Here is an 18,848-nt window from a genome sequence, read left to right on the forward strand (position 1 = left end):
CAACGCCGCGCGGCTGCCCAGCCTGATGGTGCTCAGTGGGGTCAACTCCGCGCGCGACGCCGTCTACGCCCGCCCGGGCCGCCGCGTCGGTCAGCAGGCCGGGCGCCGGCTTGCCGGCCACCTGGGGCTCGGCGTCGGTGGCCGCCCGCAGCGCGGCGACCATGGCCCCGTTTCCCGGCAGCAGGCCGCGCTCGGTGGGCAGCGTGACGTCGACGTTGGCCGCCACCCACAGCGCGCCCGCGCGGATGGCCAGGGCGGCCTCGGCCAGGTCCTGCCAGACCAGGGACGTGGACAATCCCTGCACGACGGCCACCGGGGCGTCGTCGTAACTGTGCACCGGGCGCAACCCGACCGCGCGGACCTCGTTCGCCAACGCGGCCGTGCCCACGATGAGCACGGGCGAGTCCGCCGGCAGCTGGGTGGCCAGCAGCCGGGCCGCGCTTTGCGCGCTGGTGGCGACGTCGTCGGCGGTGGCGGTGAACCCGAGCTCGGTCAGGTGAGCCGCGACCTCCTCGGCGCTGCGCGACGCGTTGTTGGTGACGAAGAACGTCCGGCTGCGCACCTCGGCCAACGCCGCCACAGCGCCCTCGGTGGGGCTGCGGCCCCGAAACGCCGTGCCGTCGAGGTCCAGCAGCAGGCAATCGTATTCCTGCGCAAGGCTTTTCACGTCACTCCCCCGGTCAGCCGAGCTCGCCGACGCGGTCCTCGGCGTCCGTGACGCCCTCGACGTCGGCGGCCGCGGCCCGCAGGAACCACTGCAGCGCCTCGTCGTCGCGGCCCAGCGCCAGCAGGGTGTCGGCGTAGGAGTAGAAGAGCCTGGCCGCGGTCGTGCCGGTGCGGGAGGGGTCCAGCGCCGGCGTGGACAGCACCGTCAGCGCCTGCTCCAGCTGACCGAGGTCGGCGCGCGCCCCGGCCGCGACGATGCGCAGCTCGTCGGCGTCGTCGCCGCTGAGTTGGGCGGCCTCGGGCCCCCGCGCGAGTTCGATGGCCCGCTCCGGGCGGCCAAGCCCGCGCTCGCAATCCGCGATCAGCGCCAGCAGGGCGGACTTGCTGCCCATCCGGCGCGCCGCCCGCAGCTCGGCCAGCGCCTGCGCCCAGTCGCCGCAGTGGTAGGCGGCGATGCCGACCGCCTCGCGGATGGCCCCGATCCTGCTGGACCGCGCCCGCGCCGCGCGGGCGTGCTGCAGCGCGGCCTCCGGGTCCTCGTCGAGCAGCTTCCCGGCGGCGACCAGGTGCCGGGCGACCGCGTCGGCGGTGGCGCGGTCCAGCGTGCTCAATTCGCCGCGGATCTCGGGCGCCAGCTGCTTGGCCTCGACGTCGGCCGGGATCGGGGGCCCCTCGTGGCGGGCATCGTTGCGGGCGTCGGCCTGCTGTGGCTGCGACGGCCGCGCCCGGCCCGGGCCCGACCAGGAGCCGTCGCGCTCCCGGCGCGGTCCGCGCCGCGGCGGGACACCGCCGGTGCCCGGGCGCGGTCGCCGTTCGCCGCGCTGCCCCTGCCTGTCGTCGACCACGCTGCCGAGAATACGGGCAGCGCTCAGGCCTGCAGCCGGTTGGGCATGAGCGGCGCGATCACCGCCGGGCAGTACGTCGCGATGGCGACGATGGTGAACTTGCCCGCCATTTCGCGGGACATCCCGTTACTCTCGGCCATTCTCGCCACCACCGCGTCGAACGACCCGCCGGGCGTGAACAACATGGGGCAGACGGACTCGCCCAGCGCCAGCGTCGGCGCCGGCTGGCTGTAGGAGATGCCGGCGGTGGTCAGCGCCGACAGGAACGCGTTGCCCAGCATGTCCGCCCGGATGGGCGCCGAAAGCGCCGCGCCCAGCGCCGCGAGCCCGGTGACCGCCCCCAGCATCGGCAGGACGGTGGACCGCACACGCGACGCGAAAATCACCGTGACAACAGTGGCCGCCGCGGGTCACCTCCGCGACACGGTGAGGTAACGGTTTGCGCACGCGGGCGTTTCGCGGCCGGGGCCCGCCGGGGCGGCGGTGCTACACGCGCTCGACGCCGGCGACCGTGCGCTTGCCGCGGCGCAGCACCAGCCAGCGGCCGTGCAGGAAGTCCGACGGCCCGGGCGTCCAGTCCTCGCTGTCGACGCGCGCGTTGTTGACCGAGACGCCGCCCTCGTTGATGGTGCGGCGCGCGGCCTTCTTGCTCTCGGACAGGCCGGTGGCCACCAGCAGGTCGACGATGCCGTCCGGGCCGCCGGGTTTGAGCTCGGCGACCGAGGTCTCCCGCAGCGCGGCCGTCAGGGTCGCCTCGTCCAGGCGGTCCAACTCGCCCTGCCCGAACAGCGCGCGGCTGGCGTGCTCGACCGCCTCGGTGGCCGCCTCGCCGTGCACCAGCACGGTCAACTCGCGGGCCAGCCGCCGCTGCGCGGCGCGCTGCTGCGGGCGCTCGGCCGTCGCGGCCGCCAGCTCGCTCAGCTCGTCGGGCGACAGGAAGGTGAACCACCGCAGGTAGCGGATGACGTCGGCGTCGGCGGTGTTGAAGAAGTACTGGTACCAGGCGTACGGCGTGGTCAGCTCGGGGTCCAGCCACAGGCTGCCGCCGCCGGTGGACTTGCCGAACTTGGTGCCGTCGGCGGCGGTCACCAGCGGCACGGTCAGCGCGTGCACCGACGCGCCGAGCTGCTGGCGGACCAGCCGCACGCCGGCGATGATGTTGCCCCACTGGTCCGAGCCGCCGATCTGCAGGCTGCAGCCGTAGCGGCGGTGCAACTCGACGTAGTCGTTGGCCTGCAGGAGCATGTAGCTGAACTCCGTGTAGGAGATGCCGTCGCCCTCGAGGCGCCGCCGCACCGTGTCCCGGTCCAGCATGACGTTGACCGAGAAGTGCTTGCCGATGTCGCGCAGGAAGCCGATCGCCGACAGCGGCGCGGTCCAATCCAGGTTGTTGACGACGACGGCCCCGGTCGGCGAGTCGTCGAAGTCGACGAAGCGTTCCAGCTGGCCGCCGATCCGCTCGGCCCACGCGGCGACGGTGTCCGCCTCGTGCAGGCTGCGCTCGCCGACGTCGCGCGGGTCGCCGATCATGCCGGTGGCCCCGCCCGCCAGCACGATCGGGCGGTGCCCGGCGCGCTGGAACCGGCGCAGCGCCAGCAACGGCACCAGGTGTCCGGCGTGCAGGCTGGGCGCGGTCGGGTCGAAGCCGGCGTAGACGGTCAGCGGCGCGCGCTGGGCCTCGGCGGCCAGCGCTTCGAGATCGGTCGACTGGGCGATCAGGCCGCGCCAGCCGAGCTCGTCGAGGATTCCAGAAGACATCGCGGACGACTTTAGTCGCTGGTCCCGGGGGCGGGCGCCCGCGGACTTCGCCGGTACGCCGACACCTCCGGCCGCCCCGGCAGCCACAGCCGCCACGGCCGGTCCGCGGCCTGGCTGACTCCGACGCGCGGGCCCGACTGCGCCGTCAGGGGTTCGTGCAGCTCCACCAGCACCGGGCTGGCCGGGTCGAACACGTCGACGCCGTTGTCGTCCATGACGATGCCCAGCGCCGCGCACAGGTTGCCGGGGCCGCGGGCGAGCGCCGGGGCGCGCACCAGCTCGCCGCGGCGCGTGCGAGCCACGTCGGCGCCGTCCTCGATGGCGGCCGCCCGCAGCAGGACGGCCGCGGCGGTGCCGTCGGGTCCGCACGAGACGTTGGCGCACACGTGGATTCCGTGGCTGCGGTAGGTGTAGAGCCGCCCCGGCGGCCCGAACATCACGGCGTTGCGGCCGCTGCGACCGCGGTAGGAGTGGGCGGCGGCGTCCGGCCACGGCCCGTCCGGCACCCCGCCGTACGCCTCCACCTCGACGACGACGGCCCGCACGCCGCGGCAGGACAGGGTGGCGCCGAGGAGCCGGTGCGCGGCCGCGACCGGATCGACCAACAGCTGGTCTGCGGCCTCAACCACTTCAGCTCCTCGGATCCGGCGCACATCGGGCTTTCGGTAACCTACCGGCACCCGCACGTCCGAAGGAGCCCACTGATGCATGGGATCGACCCGGCCGCCACCGCGTGGCTGCTGGCCAGCACCGCGCTGGTCTTGCTGATGACCCCCGGCCTGGCGATCTTCTACGGCGGCATGGTGCGCATCACCGGCGTGCTCAACATGATCATGATGAGTTTCATCTCGATCCCGTTGGTGACGGTGGCGTGGCTGTTGCTCGGCTACAGCCTGGCGTTCTCCGACGACGGTGCAGGCGGCCTGATCGGCGGCCTCAAGCACGTCGGGATGCTGGGCATCGGCCCCGACACCGCGCACGGCGCAGTGCCCGAATTGCTGTTCGCCACCTTCCAATTGACGTTCGCGATCATCACGGCCGCGCTGGTGAGCGGCGCGATCGCCGACCGCGCCCGGTTCGCCGCCTGGATGGTGTTCGTGCCGATCTGGACCCTCGTGGTGTATTCGGTTGTCGCGCATTGGGTGTGGGGGCCCGGCGGCTGGCTGGCCAAGATGGGCGTGCTGGACTACGCGGGCGGGCTGGTCGTGGAAATCGTTTCGGGCGCTTCGGCGTTGGCCCTGGCGCTGGTGCTCGGCCCGCGCATCGGCTTCAAGAAGGACGCCATGCGACCGCACAGCCTGCCGTTCGTGTTGCTCGGCGTCGGCCTGCTGTGGTTCGGCTGGTTCGGCTTCAACGCCGGATCGGCGTTGGCGGCCAACGGAACCGCCGCCGCCATCTTCCTCAACACCTTGGTCGCCGGGTGCCTCGGCATGCTCGGCTGGCTCGCGGTCGAACAGACCCGCGACGGCCGGCCCACGACCTTCGGCGCGGCGTCCGGGGTGGTCGCCGGGCTGGTGGCGATCACGCCGTCGTGCGGCACCGTCAACACCCTGGGCGCCGCGGCCGTCGGTCTCGCCGCCGGCGTGGTGTGCTCCTTCGCCGTCGGCGCGAAATTCCGCTTCAACTACGACGATTCGCTCGACGTGGTGGGGGTGCACTTCGTCGGGGGCGTGGTCGGCGTGTTCCTGATCGGGCTGCTGGCCACCGCCGTCATGACGTCCGGTCCGCGGGGCCTGCTCTACGGCGGCGGCCTCGGGCAGCTGGGCAAGCAGACCCTGGCCATCGTCGTGGTGGCCGCCTACGCCTTCGCGGTGTCGTTCGCGCTGGCGAAGCTGATCGACCGGGTGCTGGGATTCCGGCTCAGCGCCGAGGACGAGACCACCGGGGTGGACCTGACCCAGCACGCCGAGACCGCCTACGCCGAGGGCGTGCACGGGCACCTGCCGCTGCGCCGCCCCGGCCTCGACCAGCGCTGACCCTGTCGCGACCTCTTGACACGACCCGCCGCGCGGTGGATATTTCATCACATGATGACTTCATCGAGTGATGAATTAATCTCCGTGGGCGACGAGCCGGCCGTCCGCATCGAGCACCTGCGGGTGGTCCGCGGCAACCGCCCGGCGCTGCACGACTTCTCCGTGCAGATCGCACGCGGCAGCATCACCGGGTTGCTCGGGCCGTCCGGATGCGGCAAGACCACCCTGATCCGCTGCATCGTCGGCACCCAGATCGTCACCTCGGGCACCGTCACCGTGTTCGGCCGCCCGGCCGGATCCGGGCCACTGCGCCGCCGCGTCGGCTACCTGCCGCAGAACCCGACGATCTACAACGACCTGCGGGTCGTCGACAACGTTCGCTACTTCGCCGCCCTGTATGGGTTCGACAACGACGCCGCCGACGCCGCCATCGAGCGGGTCGGCCTGACCGACCACCACACGGCGTTGTGCGCCAATCTCTCCGGTGGCCAGCGCACCCGGGTGTCACTGGCGTGCGCGCTGGTGTGCCAACCGGACCTGCTGGTCCTCGACGAGCCCACCGTCGGCCTGGACCCGGTGCTGCGGGCGGACCTGTGGGAGCAGTTCACCCGGCTCGCCGAGGCCGGCACCACGCTGCTGGTGTCCAGCCACGTCATGGACGAAGCGGACCACTGCCGCGATCTGCTGCTGATGCGCGACGGCCACCTCGTCGAACACACCACCCCGGCCCGACTACGAGAGGACACCGGATGCACGTCACTGGAGGACGCGTTTCTGTCCATCATCAGGCGCAGCACCATGCGTCAGGCGGGCTGAGCCTGCGCGGCTATACCGCGACCACGACCCGGATCCTGCGCCAGCTGGCCGCCGACCGTCGCAGCGTCGCCATGATCCTGGTGGTGCCGGTCCTGGTGATTGCATTGATGTATTTCATGTTTCGCGACGCCCCGCACCGCCCCGGCTCCCCGACGCCGTTCGACAATGCCTGCCTGATCCTGCTCGGCCTGTTCCCCCTGTTCGTGATGTTCATCATCACCGCCATCACCATGCAGCGCGAGCGGGCCTCCGGGACGCTGGAGCGCATCCTGACTACGCCGTTGCGGCGGCTCGACCTGCTGATCGCCTACGGCACCGCGTTTTCGGCGGCCGCCGCCGTGCAGGCCGTGCTGGCGTGCGCCGTGTCGTTCTGGGCGCTGGGTTTCCACACCGCCGGCAGCCCCGTATGGGTGTTCGCCATCGCGATCGTCAACGCGGTGCTCGGGGTCGGCCTGGGCCTGTTGTGTAGCGCGTTCGCGCGCACCGAGTTTCAGGCCGTGCAGTTCATTCCGCTGGTGATGGTGCCGCAGCTGCTGCTGGCCGGCATCATCGTGCCGCGCGAGCTGATGCCGCGGTGGCTGCAGTGGATCAGCGACGTGCTCCCGGCCAGCTACGCGCTGGAGGCCCTGCAGCAGGTGAACGCGCACCCCGAGCTGACGGGCACCGCCGTGCGCGACATCGTCGTGGTGCTGGGTTTCGCGTTCGCGGCGCTGTGCCTGGCGGCGGCGACGCTGCGCCGGCGGACGTCCTAGTGGCGACCGCAAGGCCGGCGTGGCCGGGCGCCGCGGGTCGCCACGGGGGGGTCGTAGTGGCGATCGCAAGGCCGGCGTGGCCGGGCGCCGCGGGTCGCCCCGGGGGGTCGTAGTGGCGATGAGCAACACCGAGCGCCGGCGTGGGCGCCCGGCCGGTGGCTCCGACGCCCGGGACCGTATCCTGACGAGCGCACGAGAGTTGTTCTCCCGCAACGGGATCCGCAACACGTCGGTGCGGGCGGTGGCGACGGCCGCGGGGGTGGATTCCGCGCTGGTGCATCACTACTTCGGCACCAAGGAGAAGCTGTTCGCCGCGGCCGTGCACATCCCGATCGACCCGATGGAGGTCATCGGGCCGCTGCGCGAGGTCCCGGTCGAAGACCTCGGCCACACCATCCCGTCATTGTTGTTGCCGCTGTGGGACTCCGAGATCGGCGCGGCCTTCATCGCCACCCTCCGGTCGATCCTGGCGGGCACCGAGGCCAACCTGTTCCGCACGTTCATCGAAGACGTGATCGGCGTGGAAGTCGGTGCGCGCGTCGACGATCCACCGGGCAGCGGCGTCGTCCGAGTTCAGTTCGTGGCGTCGCAACTGGTCGGCATCGTGATGGCGCGCTACATCCTGCAACTCGAGCCGTTCGCCTCATTGCCGGCCGAGCAGGTGGCGCGGACCGTCGCGCCGAACCTGCAGCGTTACCTCACCGGGGATCTGCCGGACGGGCTCGCTCCGTGAGCCGGGCGTGCTCCTCGTCGTCGACGTCGCGCGCCTCGTCGACGAGCAGCACCGGGATGCCGTCCTCGATGCGGTAGGCGCGGCGCAGCCGCGGGTTGTAGAGCAGCCCGTCGCCGTCGGGGACGAACACCAGCGGACCCCGGTCGGCCGGGCACACCAAGATGCTCAGCAGCGAATCCTCAACCATCCGACCGACCCCCCAACTCCGACCGCACCCCAGGCGTCAGCCGGCGAAATTCCTCCGCGTCCGTGTCGAAGTACCACGCCTGGCGCCCCGGTTTCGGGATGCCGGCCGCGCGCAGCGCGCTGACGGTGGGACGATACGTCGCGCTCAGCGTCAGCTCCGGCACCACGTGCACGATGTCGGGTCCCACCCCCACCGGGATCTTCCCGCTCGCCTCGGTCAGGTCGGCCGCCGTCACGCTGGCACCGGGCAGCAGCGTCACCGCCGAGACCGCGACCTCCCCGTCGCCGACAGGCACGTTGTAGGTGACCGCGAGGTCGACACCGTTGACGCAGCCCAGCGCGTCGGTGACCCGCTCGGGGTACACCAGGCCGCGCGCGGTGTGCACCAGCGAGCCCCGCCGGCCCGCCCACCAATAGTCGCCGTCGTCGTCGCGATAGAACAGGTACTCGGTGTCGATCCAGGTGTCCCCGGCCGCGAACACCCCGCGCTTGACCTTGGCGGTCGGGTCCACCGGGCCGTTGCTGGCCGCCAGCAGCACCCCGACCTCCTTGGGCGCCGCAACCTGGACGAAGCCGCGGTCGGTTTCCCGGATCAGGTCGTGCTCCGGGTCGTAGGCGCCCAGCTCGATGCGCCCCGCGCCGGGGAGCGGGCGGCCCTTGCTGCCGGTCTTGGCCCCCGACACGTTGGCCAGCACCGCCTGCCCGTCGGTGGTGGCGAAGAACTCGACGACCTGAGCGGGGGCGAACGCGTCGAGGATGCGGCCCCACAACCCGGTCGGCATGCCCGACCCAATGAACAGCCGCACCGGGTGGTTGCCGTGCAGGACGAACGCGGGGTCGTCGACGATCTCGCGGAGCATCGCCCAGGTGTAGGACACCACGGTGACGCCGTACTGCCGCACCTCCTGCACGAAGCGATCGCGGTCCAGGCCGCGCGACAGCGCGATGCGGGTGCCGCCGACCACCGCGCCGCCGAGGCTCACCAAGAGCGCCGACTCGTGGTGCAGCGGCGTGAGGCAGTAAACGGTGTCGCGGCGGTCCAGCGCGGCGGTCGAGGCGGTCCCGAACGCCGACACGGCCCAGCGGTAGTTGGTGATCTGCTTGGCAACCAGCTCGCCGCCGGCCGCGCTGAACGCGATGAAGGCCAGGTCCCGCGCCAGGCCCGGGTTGGGCCGGTACCAGCCGGGCAACTCGACGGCGTCCGGGTCGATCTGCTCCATGTCGATGACCGGCGTTTCGGCGTCGGAGCCCTCGGGCAGGTGCAGGTCGCGCGCCTCGCCGCCGCCGAGCACCAGCACCTGGCGCAGACCCTGGCGGTCGGCGCCCAGCACCGCGTCCAGGTTGGTGGGGTCGGTGAGCAGCGCGGTCACTCCCCCGAGCCGGACCGAGGCGGCCAGGTCGGCGTCCGGACGCATCACCACCGCGACGGCCCCCAGCCGGGACAGTGCCGCGATGGCCACCAGCGCGCTCGGGCGGGTTTCCATGAGCACGCCGACCCGTTCGCCCTGCCGCACCCCGACCTCGATGAGGCCGCGCACGACGTTGTTGATGCGCCGGTTGACGTTTTCGTAGGTGTGCACCCGCCCGTCGAACAGCAGAAATTCCCCGCGCGGGGCGTCGCGCGCCTGTTCGTCGATGATGCGGCCCAGCGAGATCCGGGTGTGGTCGTTGAGCTGTCCGAGCCGGGCCAGTCGCGGCAGGGTGCGGTAGGTCTCGACGGCCAGCGTGCGCACCGACTTGTTGGCCGTGACGACGGTGCCGGCCGCGCCGCGGGCCAGCGCGAGCGCCGCCTCCGACGCCTCGCCGAGGCCGTGCGCGAGCCGCGAACTGAGCGCCACGCCGCTGTCACTGTGCTCGGCGGGCTGGTCGGCCATGAGGTCGATGCTGTCGGGTTTGTCGCCGCCGGTGGACAGCCACTTGACCCACTCGGCGACCGTCGGCCAGCTCTGTTGCGCGGCCTTCGACCCCACGACCAGGCCGAAATGCCCGGTGCGGATGGTGGTTTCGTACACCTCGGCGTCCGGCGCGGCCCGCCGGATGCCGCGCACCGAGGCCGGCTGCCCGATGTCGTCGACCTCGCCGACGAAGGCCAGCACGGGGCAGGTGATGTCGGTGAGCGTCACCATCTGGCCGTTGACGGCAAAGCCCCCGGTCATCATGCGGTTGTGGGCGATGAACTGCTTGAGCAGCTCGGAGATCGCCGGCCCCGACCACGCGATCCAGCCCTCACGCTCGAGGAACCGCCGCTGCTGCTCGCGCGGCAGCAGGGCCTCGCGGTCGTGCAGTTGGCGCAGAAAATCCACCCGCGCCTTCGCGGTCTTGAGCGGGTCGAGCATCTGGAAGCCGGTGCGCGCCATCCAACTGGGGATGGCCAGCCGGCTGAAGACGTGGTCGGCCATGAAGTTGGCGGCGGGCGCGGCGAAGTTTGCGGGAATCCCCATCGGCAACGCCGCCAGCGTGTCCACCGGCGAACCGAAGGTGACAATGCTGGCGAGGCTCTTGGAACGCCGGTAGGCGGCGACCTGGTAGCACCACATGCCGCCCTGCGAGTAGCCGACGAGGTGGACGTCGTTGCCGGTGGTCTCCCTGACGGTGTCGATGGCCTCGCTGAGCGCGACGATGTGGTCGGCCAGGGTGCGGCGCATCCCACCCTCGACCTTGTCGGGTTCGCCGAAGTCGATCACCCAGGGGTCGAGCCCGTTGGCGTGCAGGATGCCCACCGCGCCCTCGTCGCGGGTGACGTCCCACATGTTCGCCGACATCATCATCGGGTGCACCATCAGCACCGGCGGTCCGACGGGGCGGTTGCCGCGCCGGCTGTCCGGCGGGAAGTACCGCCGGAGCTTGTACATCGGCACGCTCTCGACGATCTGCGAGGGCGACGGCACGCTGCCGGTCTCCAGACCGCCCAGCCGCAACACCTCCAGCCCGTTCTGGGCCGTCGCGATCAGCCGCTCGACGGGTCGTGTGACCACCGAAAAATTGAGATCCACCGCTGCTCCCTGACTCTTGACAGCTTCGACATCATGGCACAACGGGGCAGCTAGGAGGGCGGAGGCTCCGTCGGAGCGCCCGCCGGGCTTCCCGTGCGACCGGGATCAGATGTGGCCGGGCATGCCACCCATGTCCGGCATCCGGTCGATCGCCGGCGGGGCCATCGGCGGCGGGTCGATCCGGGCCGGCGGTTCCATCGGCGGCGGGTCGATCCGCGGCGGGGGCGCGATCGGGGCGTCGATCGGAGGCGGCGGCCCGACCGGCGGCGGCGGCGCGATGGGCGGGGGCGGCGGCGGCAGGAAGGGGCTGCCCACGCAGGCGGCGTTGCCCGGCGCGCCGGCGCAGGCCGGGTCGAGCGGGTTGGTGGGCACTTGGGGCGGCGGCGCGCCCTGGTAGTACGGGCCGCCCTGACAGATCGGGTCGAGCGGCATCTGGATGCACTTGGGGTCGTTGGGACCGGTGGGGGCGTCGTCCAACGGGACCGGCGTCCGGACCTCGGCGAGGACGCCGGGCGCCGCGGCGGCGGCAACGCTCGGGAACACCGCGGTGCCCGCCGCGGCGAACGCCGCGGCCACCGCCGCCTTCGCCACCGCGCCCCGAAGACCCGTCGACACGTACCCGCCCATCCGACTCCCCCTTTGCTCGCTGAGCTCACTCTGACATTCCGGCACCGACTGGGCAAAGGTTTGCCGCAAAGCGCACCCGAGGATCGGGCCGGGGCGGATCAGGCGCGGTCGTGGAGCGTGACGTGGTAACCGTCGGGGTCGGCGAAGGTGAAGGTGCGGCCGAACGGACCGTCGATCGGCGGGGAGACGATTGTGTGACCGCCGGCGACGAGGGCGTCGTGAATGGCCTGCACGTCGGTGGCGTGCAGCCAGATCGCGGTGCCGATCCCCGGGCGCGGGGCGGCGGCGAGGTCGGTGCCCGCGATGACCTCGCGGAGCGCGAAGGCGATGGGCGCGGTCTCGAAGACGACGGCGTGCGCGGGACCGGCCTGCGCCCGGACAAGGCCGAGGTAGTGCTCGTAGAACTCCCGCGCAGCGTCGAGGTCACGTGTTTGCAGGGAGATGAAGTCGGGGCCGGTGACGGGCATGCTGGCCATCCTTCCGAGAGTGTCAGTTATCTGACATAAATCAACCTATGTCAGAATACTGACATGAGTCAAGGCAGTGCGCGCGTCGACCTGGACAGCTCCCTGGGCTATCTGCTCAAAGAGGCGTCGAGCGCCCTGCGGGCGGCCATGGAAGAGGTGTTGCGGCCCTTGGGGATGACCGTGACGCACTACTCCTGCCTGGAGCTACTGGCCCAACGACCGGGCCTGTCGAACTCCGAGCTCGCCCGGGGCGCGTTCGTGACCCGGCAATCGATGAACGTGTTGCTCCAGGCCCTGGAACGAGACGGCTACGTGACGAGGGCCGCGCAGGCGCCCGTCGGGAAGGCCCTCCCCACCCGCCTCACCGCGCGCGGCCGGCGCAGCCTGGAGAAGGCGTCGGCGGCAGTGCGCGCCGTCGAACTCCGGATGCTGGCCGGGTTGACCGACGCCGAACAGTCCGACGCATTCCGGCTTCTGCGGAGCATGGTCGATTCCCTGCGCGCGGGACCCGACGACCGCTAGCTCACAGCCGGCGCCCGCGCCGTGTGACGATCGCGATAAGTGTTGTAACTGCGGAGTTTCCCCGAGCCGCGGCGCCGAAAGTGGATGTCACGATGGCGCTGGGCAACCGGAACTTCGAGGAGAATCGATGGCTTGGGGAATGTCTCGCGCCCGGGGTGGCGCCGCGACGATCGCGGTGGCCGTGTCGCTCGCGGCCGCGGCGGGGGCGAGCCCCGCGTACGCGGCGCCCGTCGCGCAGGACCCACCGCCGGCTCCCGCCGCGCCGTCCACGAATGCGCCGCGACCGCCGCTGCACTACGGACAGCCGCCGGCCGCCGAGGCGCCGGGCGACAGCAGCGGCCAAGGTGACGGCGGTGGCGGTGGCGGCGGCGGGGGCTGACGCGGGCGGCCGGTGACGCCGCGCCGCTGCTCCGGGTGACCTTTTTGCTACCGTCGGGCCAGTGGTGCACCTATTGGGGGCTGAGGCCGTCCACTTGGAATACCCGACTCAAGTGGTCTTCGAGTCGGTCACGCTCGGCGTCAACGACGGCGCGCGCATCGGCATCGTCGGGCGCAACGGCGACGGCAAATCCAGCCTGCTGCGGCTCCTGACGGGCCAGCAGTCACCCGACGCCGGCCGCGTCACCCGCCGCAGCGGGTTGCGCGTGGGCGCGCTCAGCCAGGCCGACACCCTCGACCCGGAGCGCAGCGTGGGCTGGACGCTGGTCGGCGACCAGCCCGAACACCAGTGGGCCGGCGACGCGCGGGTGCGTGACGTCGTCGGCGGGCTGGTGTCCGACATCGCCTGGGAGGCCCGGGTCGGCACGCTCAGCGGCGGCCAGCGCCGACGCGTGCAGCTGGCCCGGTTGCTCGTCGACGAGTGGGACGTGATCGCCCTCGACGAGCCCACCAACCACCTCGACATCGAGGGCATCACCTGGCTGGCCGAGCACCTCGGGCAGCGCTGGGCGCGAAGCGCCGGTGGACTGCTGCTGGTCACGCACGACCGATGGTTCCTCGACGAGGTCGCCACCACCACCTGGGAGGTGCACGACGGCATCGTCGAGCCGTTCGAGGGCGGATACGCGGCCTACGTCCTGCAGCGCGTCGAGCGGGACCGGCTGGCCGCCGCCGCGGAGGCCAAGCGGCAAAACCTGATGCGCAAGGAGCTGGCGTGGCTGCGGCGGGGCGCGCCGGCGCGGACCTCCAAGCCCAAGTTCCGGATCGAGGCCGCCAACCAGCTCATCGAGGACGTGCCGCCGCCGCGCAACACCGTCGAGCTCGCCAAGCTCGCCACCGCCCGGCTGGGCAAGGACGTCATCGACCTACTCGACGTGTCCGTCTCCTTCCCGCCCGACAGCGGCCGCCCGGTGCTGCGCGACGTCGAGTGGCGCATCGCGCCCGGCGAACGGACCGGCATCGTCGGCGCCAACGGCGCCGGAAAGTCCACGCTGCTGGGCCTGATCGACGGCACGGTGACGCCGGACTCCGGGCGCGTCAAGCGCGGTAAGACGGTGCGGCTGGCGGTCCTCGACCAGCGCGGTGCGGAGCTCACCGCCGTCGCCGACGACCGCATCGCCGACCTGCTCGGCCGGCTGCGCGGCGGCTACGAGGTCGACGGCCGCGAGGTGACGCCGACGCAGCTGCTGGAGCGGCTGGGGTTCGGCAAGGGCCAGCTGTCGGCGCGGGTGGCCGAGCTTTCCGGCGGGCAGCGGCGCCGCCTGCAGCTGATGCTGACGCTGCTCGCCGAGCCCAACGTGTTGCTGCTCGACGAGCCCACCAACGACATCGACACCGACACGCTGACCGCCGTGGAGGATCTGCTGGACTCGTGGCCGGGCACGCTGATCGTGGTGTCGCACGACCGCTATCTGCTGGAGCGGGTCACCGATCAGCAGTACGCGATCCTCGACGGGCGGTTGCGGCACCTGCCCGGTGGCATCGACGAGTACCTGGCGCTGGTGGCCGGTCGCGCCACCACGCCCCCGGAGGCGAAAAGCGTTGCACCGCAGTCGATGTCAGGATCCCAGCGGCGCGCCGCCGAAAAGGAGTTGGCCGCCGTGGACCGCCGACTGGCGAAGCTGGCCGAGCGGATCGCCGACAAGCACCGCGAACTGGCCGAGCATGACCAGTCCGACCATGTCGGCGTCTCGCGGCTCACCCACGAGCTGCGCGCGCTGGAGGACGAGGTGGGTGAGACGGAGGCCCGCTGGCTGGAGCTGTCGGAGGCGCTGGAGTAGCGCCCGGCTCAGCGCCAGCGCAGCAGCACCAGCTCCGAACAGAACCCCGGGCCGGTCGCGATCAACAGGCCGGGGCTGCCGCTGGGCGGCGGTTTGGCGATGGTGTCGCGCAGGATGTGCGGCACCGACGCCGACGAGAGGTTGCCGACCTCGCCGAGCGACCGCCAGGTCAGCTCGTGTGAGTCCGCGGGCAACGCGAGGCTCCGGGCGACCGCGTCGATGACCTTGGGACCGCCGGGGTGGGTGACCCACGCGCCGACCTCGCCGGTCGTGAGCCCGTGGTCGGCGAGCAGGCCATGGACGTCGCCGGCCAGGTACCGGTCGATGAGGGCGGGCAGGTCGGGCGACATCGTCAGTTGCGGGCCGCCCGAGCCGACGTTCCAGCCCATGATGTGCAGCGTGTCGGGGTAGAGCCGGCTGCGGGAATCGACGATGTCGGGCCCGCCGGGGCTCAGCCGCTCGGCGCGGCGATCGCCAACGGCGACCACGGCGGCCGCCCCGTCGCCGAACATGGCGGTAGCGACCAGTCCCGACACCGTGGGCTTGACCCCCGGGAAGGTGAGCGAGCACAACTCGACCGACACCAGGGCGGCGACGCCGTCGGGCGCCCCGCGCAGGTAGTCGTGCAGGCGCCCGACCCCGCCCGCACCGGCCGCACAGCCCAGGCCGTACAACGGCATGCGGCGCACGTCGGGGCGCAGGCCGAGCCGGCCGGCGATGCGGGCGTCCAGGGAGGGCACCGCGACGCCGGTGACCGTGGTGGTGGCGATCATGTCGACGTCGGACGGTGTCAGGCCCGCCTCGTCGAGGGCGCCCAGCAGCGCTTCGCAGCCGAGGTCGACGGCGTTGTCGATGAAGATCTCGTTGGCGTGGCCGAAGTCGGTGAGCGCCGCGTAATCCTCGAGCGGCAGCACGAAATGGCGGCTGTTGACCTTGGCCGCGGCGTGTAGCCGCCGGACAATGTCCTCGTGCTCTTTGAGCGCCGGGAGCTCGACGAGCTGGTCGGTGATCTCGCCCTGTCGATAGCGGTTTCGCGGCAGCGCGCCGCACACACCCGCGATGACGCTCATGCCCTACTCTCCGGCCGTCGAGGAGTCCTCTCGCTGATCACGAAAGCTTAGGCGGTTCGGTTCGGGTCCCGCAAAAATTCGTTCTATTCAACACTTGTCGCATTGCGCGGTCGGCGGTGCGCGGATTACGGCGCGCCAGCACGCATTTCACCGCCGATCACCGTCGTCGTCCTTGAGCGCCATCGCGATCAACGCGTCGGTGCTCAGCGAGTCGATCGGGTCGTCGCCGACATCGGCCCCGGCAGTGGGTTTTTCGGGTTCGCCGGCGAGTGCGAGCAAGGTGTCCAGTAGCCCCGTCCGGCGCAGCTCGCGCAGCGGGATCTTGCGCAGCACCGACCAGATGCGGTCCTCTTCGCTGTCCGCGGGATCGTCGTGCCGCAGTTGCCCGCGCAGGTGCTCGGCCAGCGCCGCGGGGGTGGGGTAATCGAAGATCAGCGTTCGCGGCAACGGCAGCCCGACGGCGCCGGTGAGGCGGTGCCGCAGCTCGACGCCGGTGAGCGAATCGAATCCGAGGTCACCGAAGGCGCGGCTGGGGTCGATGGCGTCGCCGCCCGGGTGGCCTAGAACGGCCGCGGCGTGCTCGCAGACCACTTCGAGCAGTCGGCGGCGCTGGTCGTCGGGCGACAGGGCGCGCAGCTGCCGGGCGACGTCCGGCGCCCCGTCGAGTTCGGCGCCCTTCACGCCCGCGGCACCGCCGAGCCAAAACCGTTGTCGGGCAAAAGCGTACGTGGGCAGGTCGGTCCGACGCGGATTGGTGCCAGCGAAGGTGGCGCCCCAGTCGACGTCCACCCCGGCGCCGAACAGGCGCGCGGCCGCCTCCAGCATCGCCTGCGGTTCGGGGCGGTCGGCGGCCAGGCCGGCCACCGACACCACCCGCTCACCGGTCAACCCCTGCTCCAGCGCCGCGGTCAGCGCCGCGCCGGGGCCCACCTCGACGAACACCTCACCACCCAACGACTCCGCCGCCGCAACACCGGCGAAGAACCGCACCGGTGCCCGCACGTGGTCCACCCAGTACCCCGTCGACCCGTACCCCGGCCCGGCCGGCTGCCCTGTGACGTTCGATACCAACGCCACCCGCGGCGTTGCAGCCGTCAAGCCCCCGATCTGCTCGGCGAACGGCGCCAGCATCGGCTCCATCAACGCCGAGTGAAACGCGTGCGAGACCGCCAACGGCCGCACCCGCACACCCTCGGCGGCCAGCCGCCGCACCACCGCCTCGACCGCGTCCCGCTCCCCCGACACCACGACCGCCCGCGGTCCGTTGACCGCGGCGACGCTCACCCCCGCACCCAGCAGCGGCGCCACCTCGGACTCGGCGGCGCCCACCGCGACCATCACCCCGCCCGCGGGCAGCGCCCCCATCGACCGGCCGCGGGCCGCCACCACCCGCGCGGCGTCCGGCAGCGACAACACCCCCGCCACGCAGGCCGCCGCGATCTCGCCCACCGAATGTCCCAGCACCACGTCGGCGACCACGCCCCACGACCGCCACAGCGCCGCCAGGGCCACCTCGACGGCGAACAACGCGGGCTGCGCGAACTCGGTGTCGCGCAACGCCGTTGGGTCGTCGCCCCACATCACCTCGCGCAGCGGCCGACGCAGATGCCCGTCCAACGCCGCCACCGCGGCATCGAATGCCTGCGCGAAGACCGGGAACCGCCGCCACAACTCACGCCCCATCCCCAGCCGCTGGGCACCCTGACCGGGAAACACGAACACCGTCTTGCCCAGCGCCGTGGCGCGGCCCAGCGCCGCGGGCGCGCCGGGGTTGCCGGATGCCAATGCCGCCAGCCCGTCCACCAACGGCGCGCGGCCCGCACCGACCAGGACCGCGCGCTGCTCGAACACCGTCCGCGTCGTCGCCAGCGACCAGCCCACATCCACCGCGCTCACATCCTCGTCGGCGCCCAACCGGGCCGCCAGCCGCTCGGCCTGCGCCGCCAGGGCCGCGTCCGTGCGCCCCGACACCACCCACGCCACCATCGGATCACCCTGCGGTGCAGCGTCGTGCGGCACCGCAGGTGCCTGCTCCACGATCACATGCGCGTTGGTCCCGCCCATGCCGAACGACGACACCCCCGCTCGCCGCGGACGCCCACGCTCGGGCCACGGCGTCGCATCCGTCGGGACCCGCAGCGCCTTCCGGTCGAGGACCGAGGTGGAGCTGGCGTGGTTGAGCGTCGATGGGACGACCGAATGCTGCAGCGCAAGAAGGGTTTTCAAGAGTCCGGCGATGCCGGCGGCGCCGCCGGCGTGTCCGATGTTGGTCTTGACGGAACCGAGCAGCAGCGGGGCCGGGCGGCCCGCGAAGACTTGCCTGAGCGCCTCGGCCTCGACGGCGTCGCCCACCGCGGTTCCGGTGCCGTGGGCCTCGACGTAGTCGACGTCGGCGCCGTCGAGGCCGGCGGCGGCCAGCGCGCGGCGCAGCACGTCGGCTTGGTGCGCGGCCGACGGCACCGTCTGGCCGGCGGGGTGGTGCCCGGCGTTGCCGACCGCCCCGCCCCGGATGACCCCGCGCACGCGGTCGCCGTCGCGCAGCGCCGCGTCCAACGGCTTGAGCAGCACCAGGCCGCCACCCTCGCCGCGCGCGTAGCCGTCGGCGCGCCGGTCGAACGCGTAGGTGTGCCCGGAGGGTGATACCGCTCCGAATTCCCGCTCCAGCAGCGCACTTTCGGCGGCGAGGTTCAGGTGTACGCCGCCGGCGACGGCCAGCGGCGACTGCCCGGCGCGCACGCTTTCGCAGGCCAGGTGCACGGCCACCAGGGACGAGGACTGGCCGGAGTCGACGGTCAGGCTGGGGCCGCGCCACCCGAGGGCGTAGGAGATCCGGTTGGCGATCATGCCGCGGCTGAGGCCGGTGAACGAGTGGTGGTCCAGGTGGTCGGCGACGTCGCGCAGCGTCAGGACGGCGTAGTCGTCGCCCATCGCCCCCAGGAACACCGAGACCTCTTGGCCGCGAAGCGTTTCCGGCAGAACGAAGGCGTCTTCGACCGCCTCCCACGCCAGTTCCAGCGCCAGCCGCTGCCGCGGATCCGTGGCCTGCGCCTCGCGCGGCGACACGTTGAAGAAGTCGGCGTCGAAGGCCGCGGCATCCACGGTGGCCCCGGCGGCCTCGCGGCCGTCCCGCAGCAGCTCCCAGAACGCGGCGGGCCCGGCCGCCCCCGGGAATCGGCAGGCCACTCCGATGATCGCGACGTCCGTCGGCGGCGGCAAGG

The 18,848-nt window shown here is 72.3% G+C and carries 18 protein-coding genes; 7 read left to right on the forward strand and 11 right to left on the reverse strand.

The features are described from left to right. From A5700_RS09450 to A5700_RS09470, 5 genes are all read right to left on the reverse strand, one after another. A partial coding sequence (locus tag A5700_RS09450; RefSeq protein ID WP_369828255.1) for an HAD family hydrolase occupies positions 1 to 667 on the reverse strand: 667 nt, incomplete at its 3' end. A 13-nt stretch (positions 668 to 680) separates the two neighbouring features. Beyond that, positions 681 to 1,511 carry a tetratricopeptide repeat protein gene (locus tag A5700_RS09455; protein WP_082960673.1) on the reverse strand — a complete coding sequence of 277 codons (831 nt, stop codon included), beginning with the start codon at positions 1,509 to 1,511 and terminating at the stop codon, positions 681 to 683. Between the two features lie 23 nt (positions 1,512 to 1,534). Beyond that, a complete protein-coding gene (locus tag A5700_RS09460) occupies positions 1,535 to 1,858 on the reverse strand; it encodes a DUF732 domain-containing protein (protein WP_068074863.1) in 324 nt (107 codons plus the stop codon). 139 nt (positions 1,859 to 1,997) lie between these two features. Then, positions 1,998 to 3,269 (reverse strand): tyrosine--tRNA ligase, encoded by a 1,272-nt coding sequence (gene tyrS, locus A5700_RS09465; RefSeq protein ID WP_068074838.1) that lies wholly within the window; start codon positions 3,267 to 3,269, stop codon positions 1,998 to 2,000. 11 nt (positions 3,270 to 3,280) lie between these two features. Further along, on the reverse strand, positions 3,281 to 3,898 hold the full coding sequence (locus tag A5700_RS09470) for a DNA-3-methyladenine glycosylase (protein ID WP_068074835.1): 618 nt from the start codon (positions 3,896 to 3,898) through the stop codon (positions 3,281 to 3,283). A 75-nt stretch (positions 3,899 to 3,973) separates the two neighbouring features. Between A5700_RS09470 and A5700_RS09475 the strand changes: the two genes are divergently transcribed. From A5700_RS09475 to A5700_RS09490, 4 genes are all read left to right on the forward strand, one after another. Continuing rightward, positions 3,974 to 5,245 (forward strand): ammonium transporter, encoded by a 1,272-nt coding sequence (locus A5700_RS09475; protein WP_068074832.1) that lies wholly within the window; start codon positions 3,974 to 3,976, stop codon positions 5,243 to 5,245. Between the two features lie 51 nt (positions 5,246 to 5,296). Then, positions 5,297 to 6,061, forward strand: a complete 765-nt coding sequence (locus A5700_RS09480) for an ABC transporter ATP-binding protein (RefSeq protein ID WP_068074829.1) — start codon at positions 5,297 to 5,299, stop codon at positions 6,059 to 6,061. After that, positions 5,995 to 6,813 (forward strand): ABC transporter permease, encoded by an 819-nt coding sequence (locus A5700_RS09485; RefSeq protein ID WP_197502957.1) that lies wholly within the window; start codon positions 5,995 to 5,997, stop codon positions 6,811 to 6,813. The genes A5700_RS09480 and A5700_RS09485 overlap by 67 nt, the downstream gene beginning before the upstream one ends. Before the next feature lie 118 nt (positions 6,814 to 6,931). Further along, on the forward strand, positions 6,932 to 7,546 hold the full coding sequence (locus tag A5700_RS09490) for a TetR family transcriptional regulator (RefSeq protein WP_068074823.1): 615 nt from the start codon (positions 6,932 to 6,934) through the stop codon (positions 7,544 to 7,546). Here the strand turns inward: A5700_RS09490 and A5700_RS09495 are convergent. From A5700_RS09495 to A5700_RS09510, 4 genes are all read right to left on the reverse strand, one after another. After that, a complete protein-coding gene (locus A5700_RS09495) occupies positions 7,512 to 7,733 on the reverse strand; it encodes a Trm112 family protein (protein ID WP_068074820.1) in 222 nt (73 codons plus the stop codon). The two genes, A5700_RS09490 and A5700_RS09495, sit on opposite strands and share 35 nt — an antisense overlap. After that, positions 7,726 to 10,725 (reverse strand): acyl-CoA synthetase, encoded by a 3,000-nt coding sequence (locus A5700_RS09500; protein WP_068074817.1) that lies wholly within the window; start codon positions 10,723 to 10,725, stop codon positions 7,726 to 7,728. The genes A5700_RS09495 and A5700_RS09500 overlap by 8 nt, the downstream gene beginning before the upstream one ends. A 105-nt stretch (positions 10,726 to 10,830) precedes the next feature. After that, positions 10,831 to 11,352: a hypothetical protein gene (locus A5700_RS26060; protein WP_156671168.1), complete on the reverse strand. Its 522-nt coding sequence runs from the start codon at positions 11,350 to 11,352 to the stop codon at positions 10,831 to 10,833. A gap of 98 nt (positions 11,353 to 11,450) precedes the next feature. After that, positions 11,451 to 11,819, reverse strand: a complete 369-nt coding sequence (locus A5700_RS09510) for a VOC family protein (protein WP_068074861.1) — start codon at positions 11,817 to 11,819, stop codon at positions 11,451 to 11,453. A gap of 63 nt (positions 11,820 to 11,882) precedes the next feature. On the opposite strand from A5700_RS09510, the gene A5700_RS09515 reads away from it, so the two are divergent. From A5700_RS09515 to A5700_RS09525, 3 genes are all read left to right on the forward strand, one after another. Further along, entirely contained in the window at positions 11,883 to 12,341 is a 459-nt protein-coding gene (locus A5700_RS09515; protein ID WP_068074811.1) for a MarR family winged helix-turn-helix transcriptional regulator, read from the forward strand. A 127-nt stretch (positions 12,342 to 12,468) separates the two neighbouring features. Then, positions 12,469 to 12,720: a hypothetical protein gene (locus tag A5700_RS09520; RefSeq protein WP_156671169.1), complete on the forward strand. Its 252-nt coding sequence runs from the start codon at positions 12,469 to 12,471 to the stop codon at positions 12,718 to 12,720. A gap of 61 nt (positions 12,721 to 12,781) precedes the next feature. Continuing rightward, the gene (locus A5700_RS09525; RefSeq protein WP_068074804.1) at positions 12,782 to 14,560 is read left to right on the forward strand and encodes an ABC-F family ATP-binding cassette domain-containing protein; all 1,779 of its coding nucleotides are present in this window, start codon (positions 12,782 to 12,784) and stop codon (positions 14,558 to 14,560) included. 8 nt (positions 14,561 to 14,568) lie between these two features. Here the strand turns inward: A5700_RS09525 and A5700_RS09530 are convergent, their stop codons facing one another. After that, a complete protein-coding gene (locus A5700_RS09530) occupies positions 14,569 to 15,630 on the reverse strand; it encodes a type III polyketide synthase (protein ID WP_068074801.1) in 1,062 nt (353 codons plus the stop codon). A 147-nt stretch (positions 15,631 to 15,777) separates the two neighbouring features. Further along, a complete protein-coding gene (locus tag A5700_RS09535) occupies positions 15,778 to 18,846 on the reverse strand; it encodes a type I polyketide synthase (RefSeq protein WP_068074798.1) in 3,069 nt (1,022 codons plus the stop codon). Positions 18,847 to 18,848: the final 2 nt, after the last annotated feature.

Origin of the sequence: Mycobacterium sp. E1214 (genome assembly GCF_001666755.1) — a bacterium.
Lineage (GTDB): Bacteria > Actinomycetota > Actinomycetes > Mycobacteriales > Mycobacteriaceae > Mycobacterium.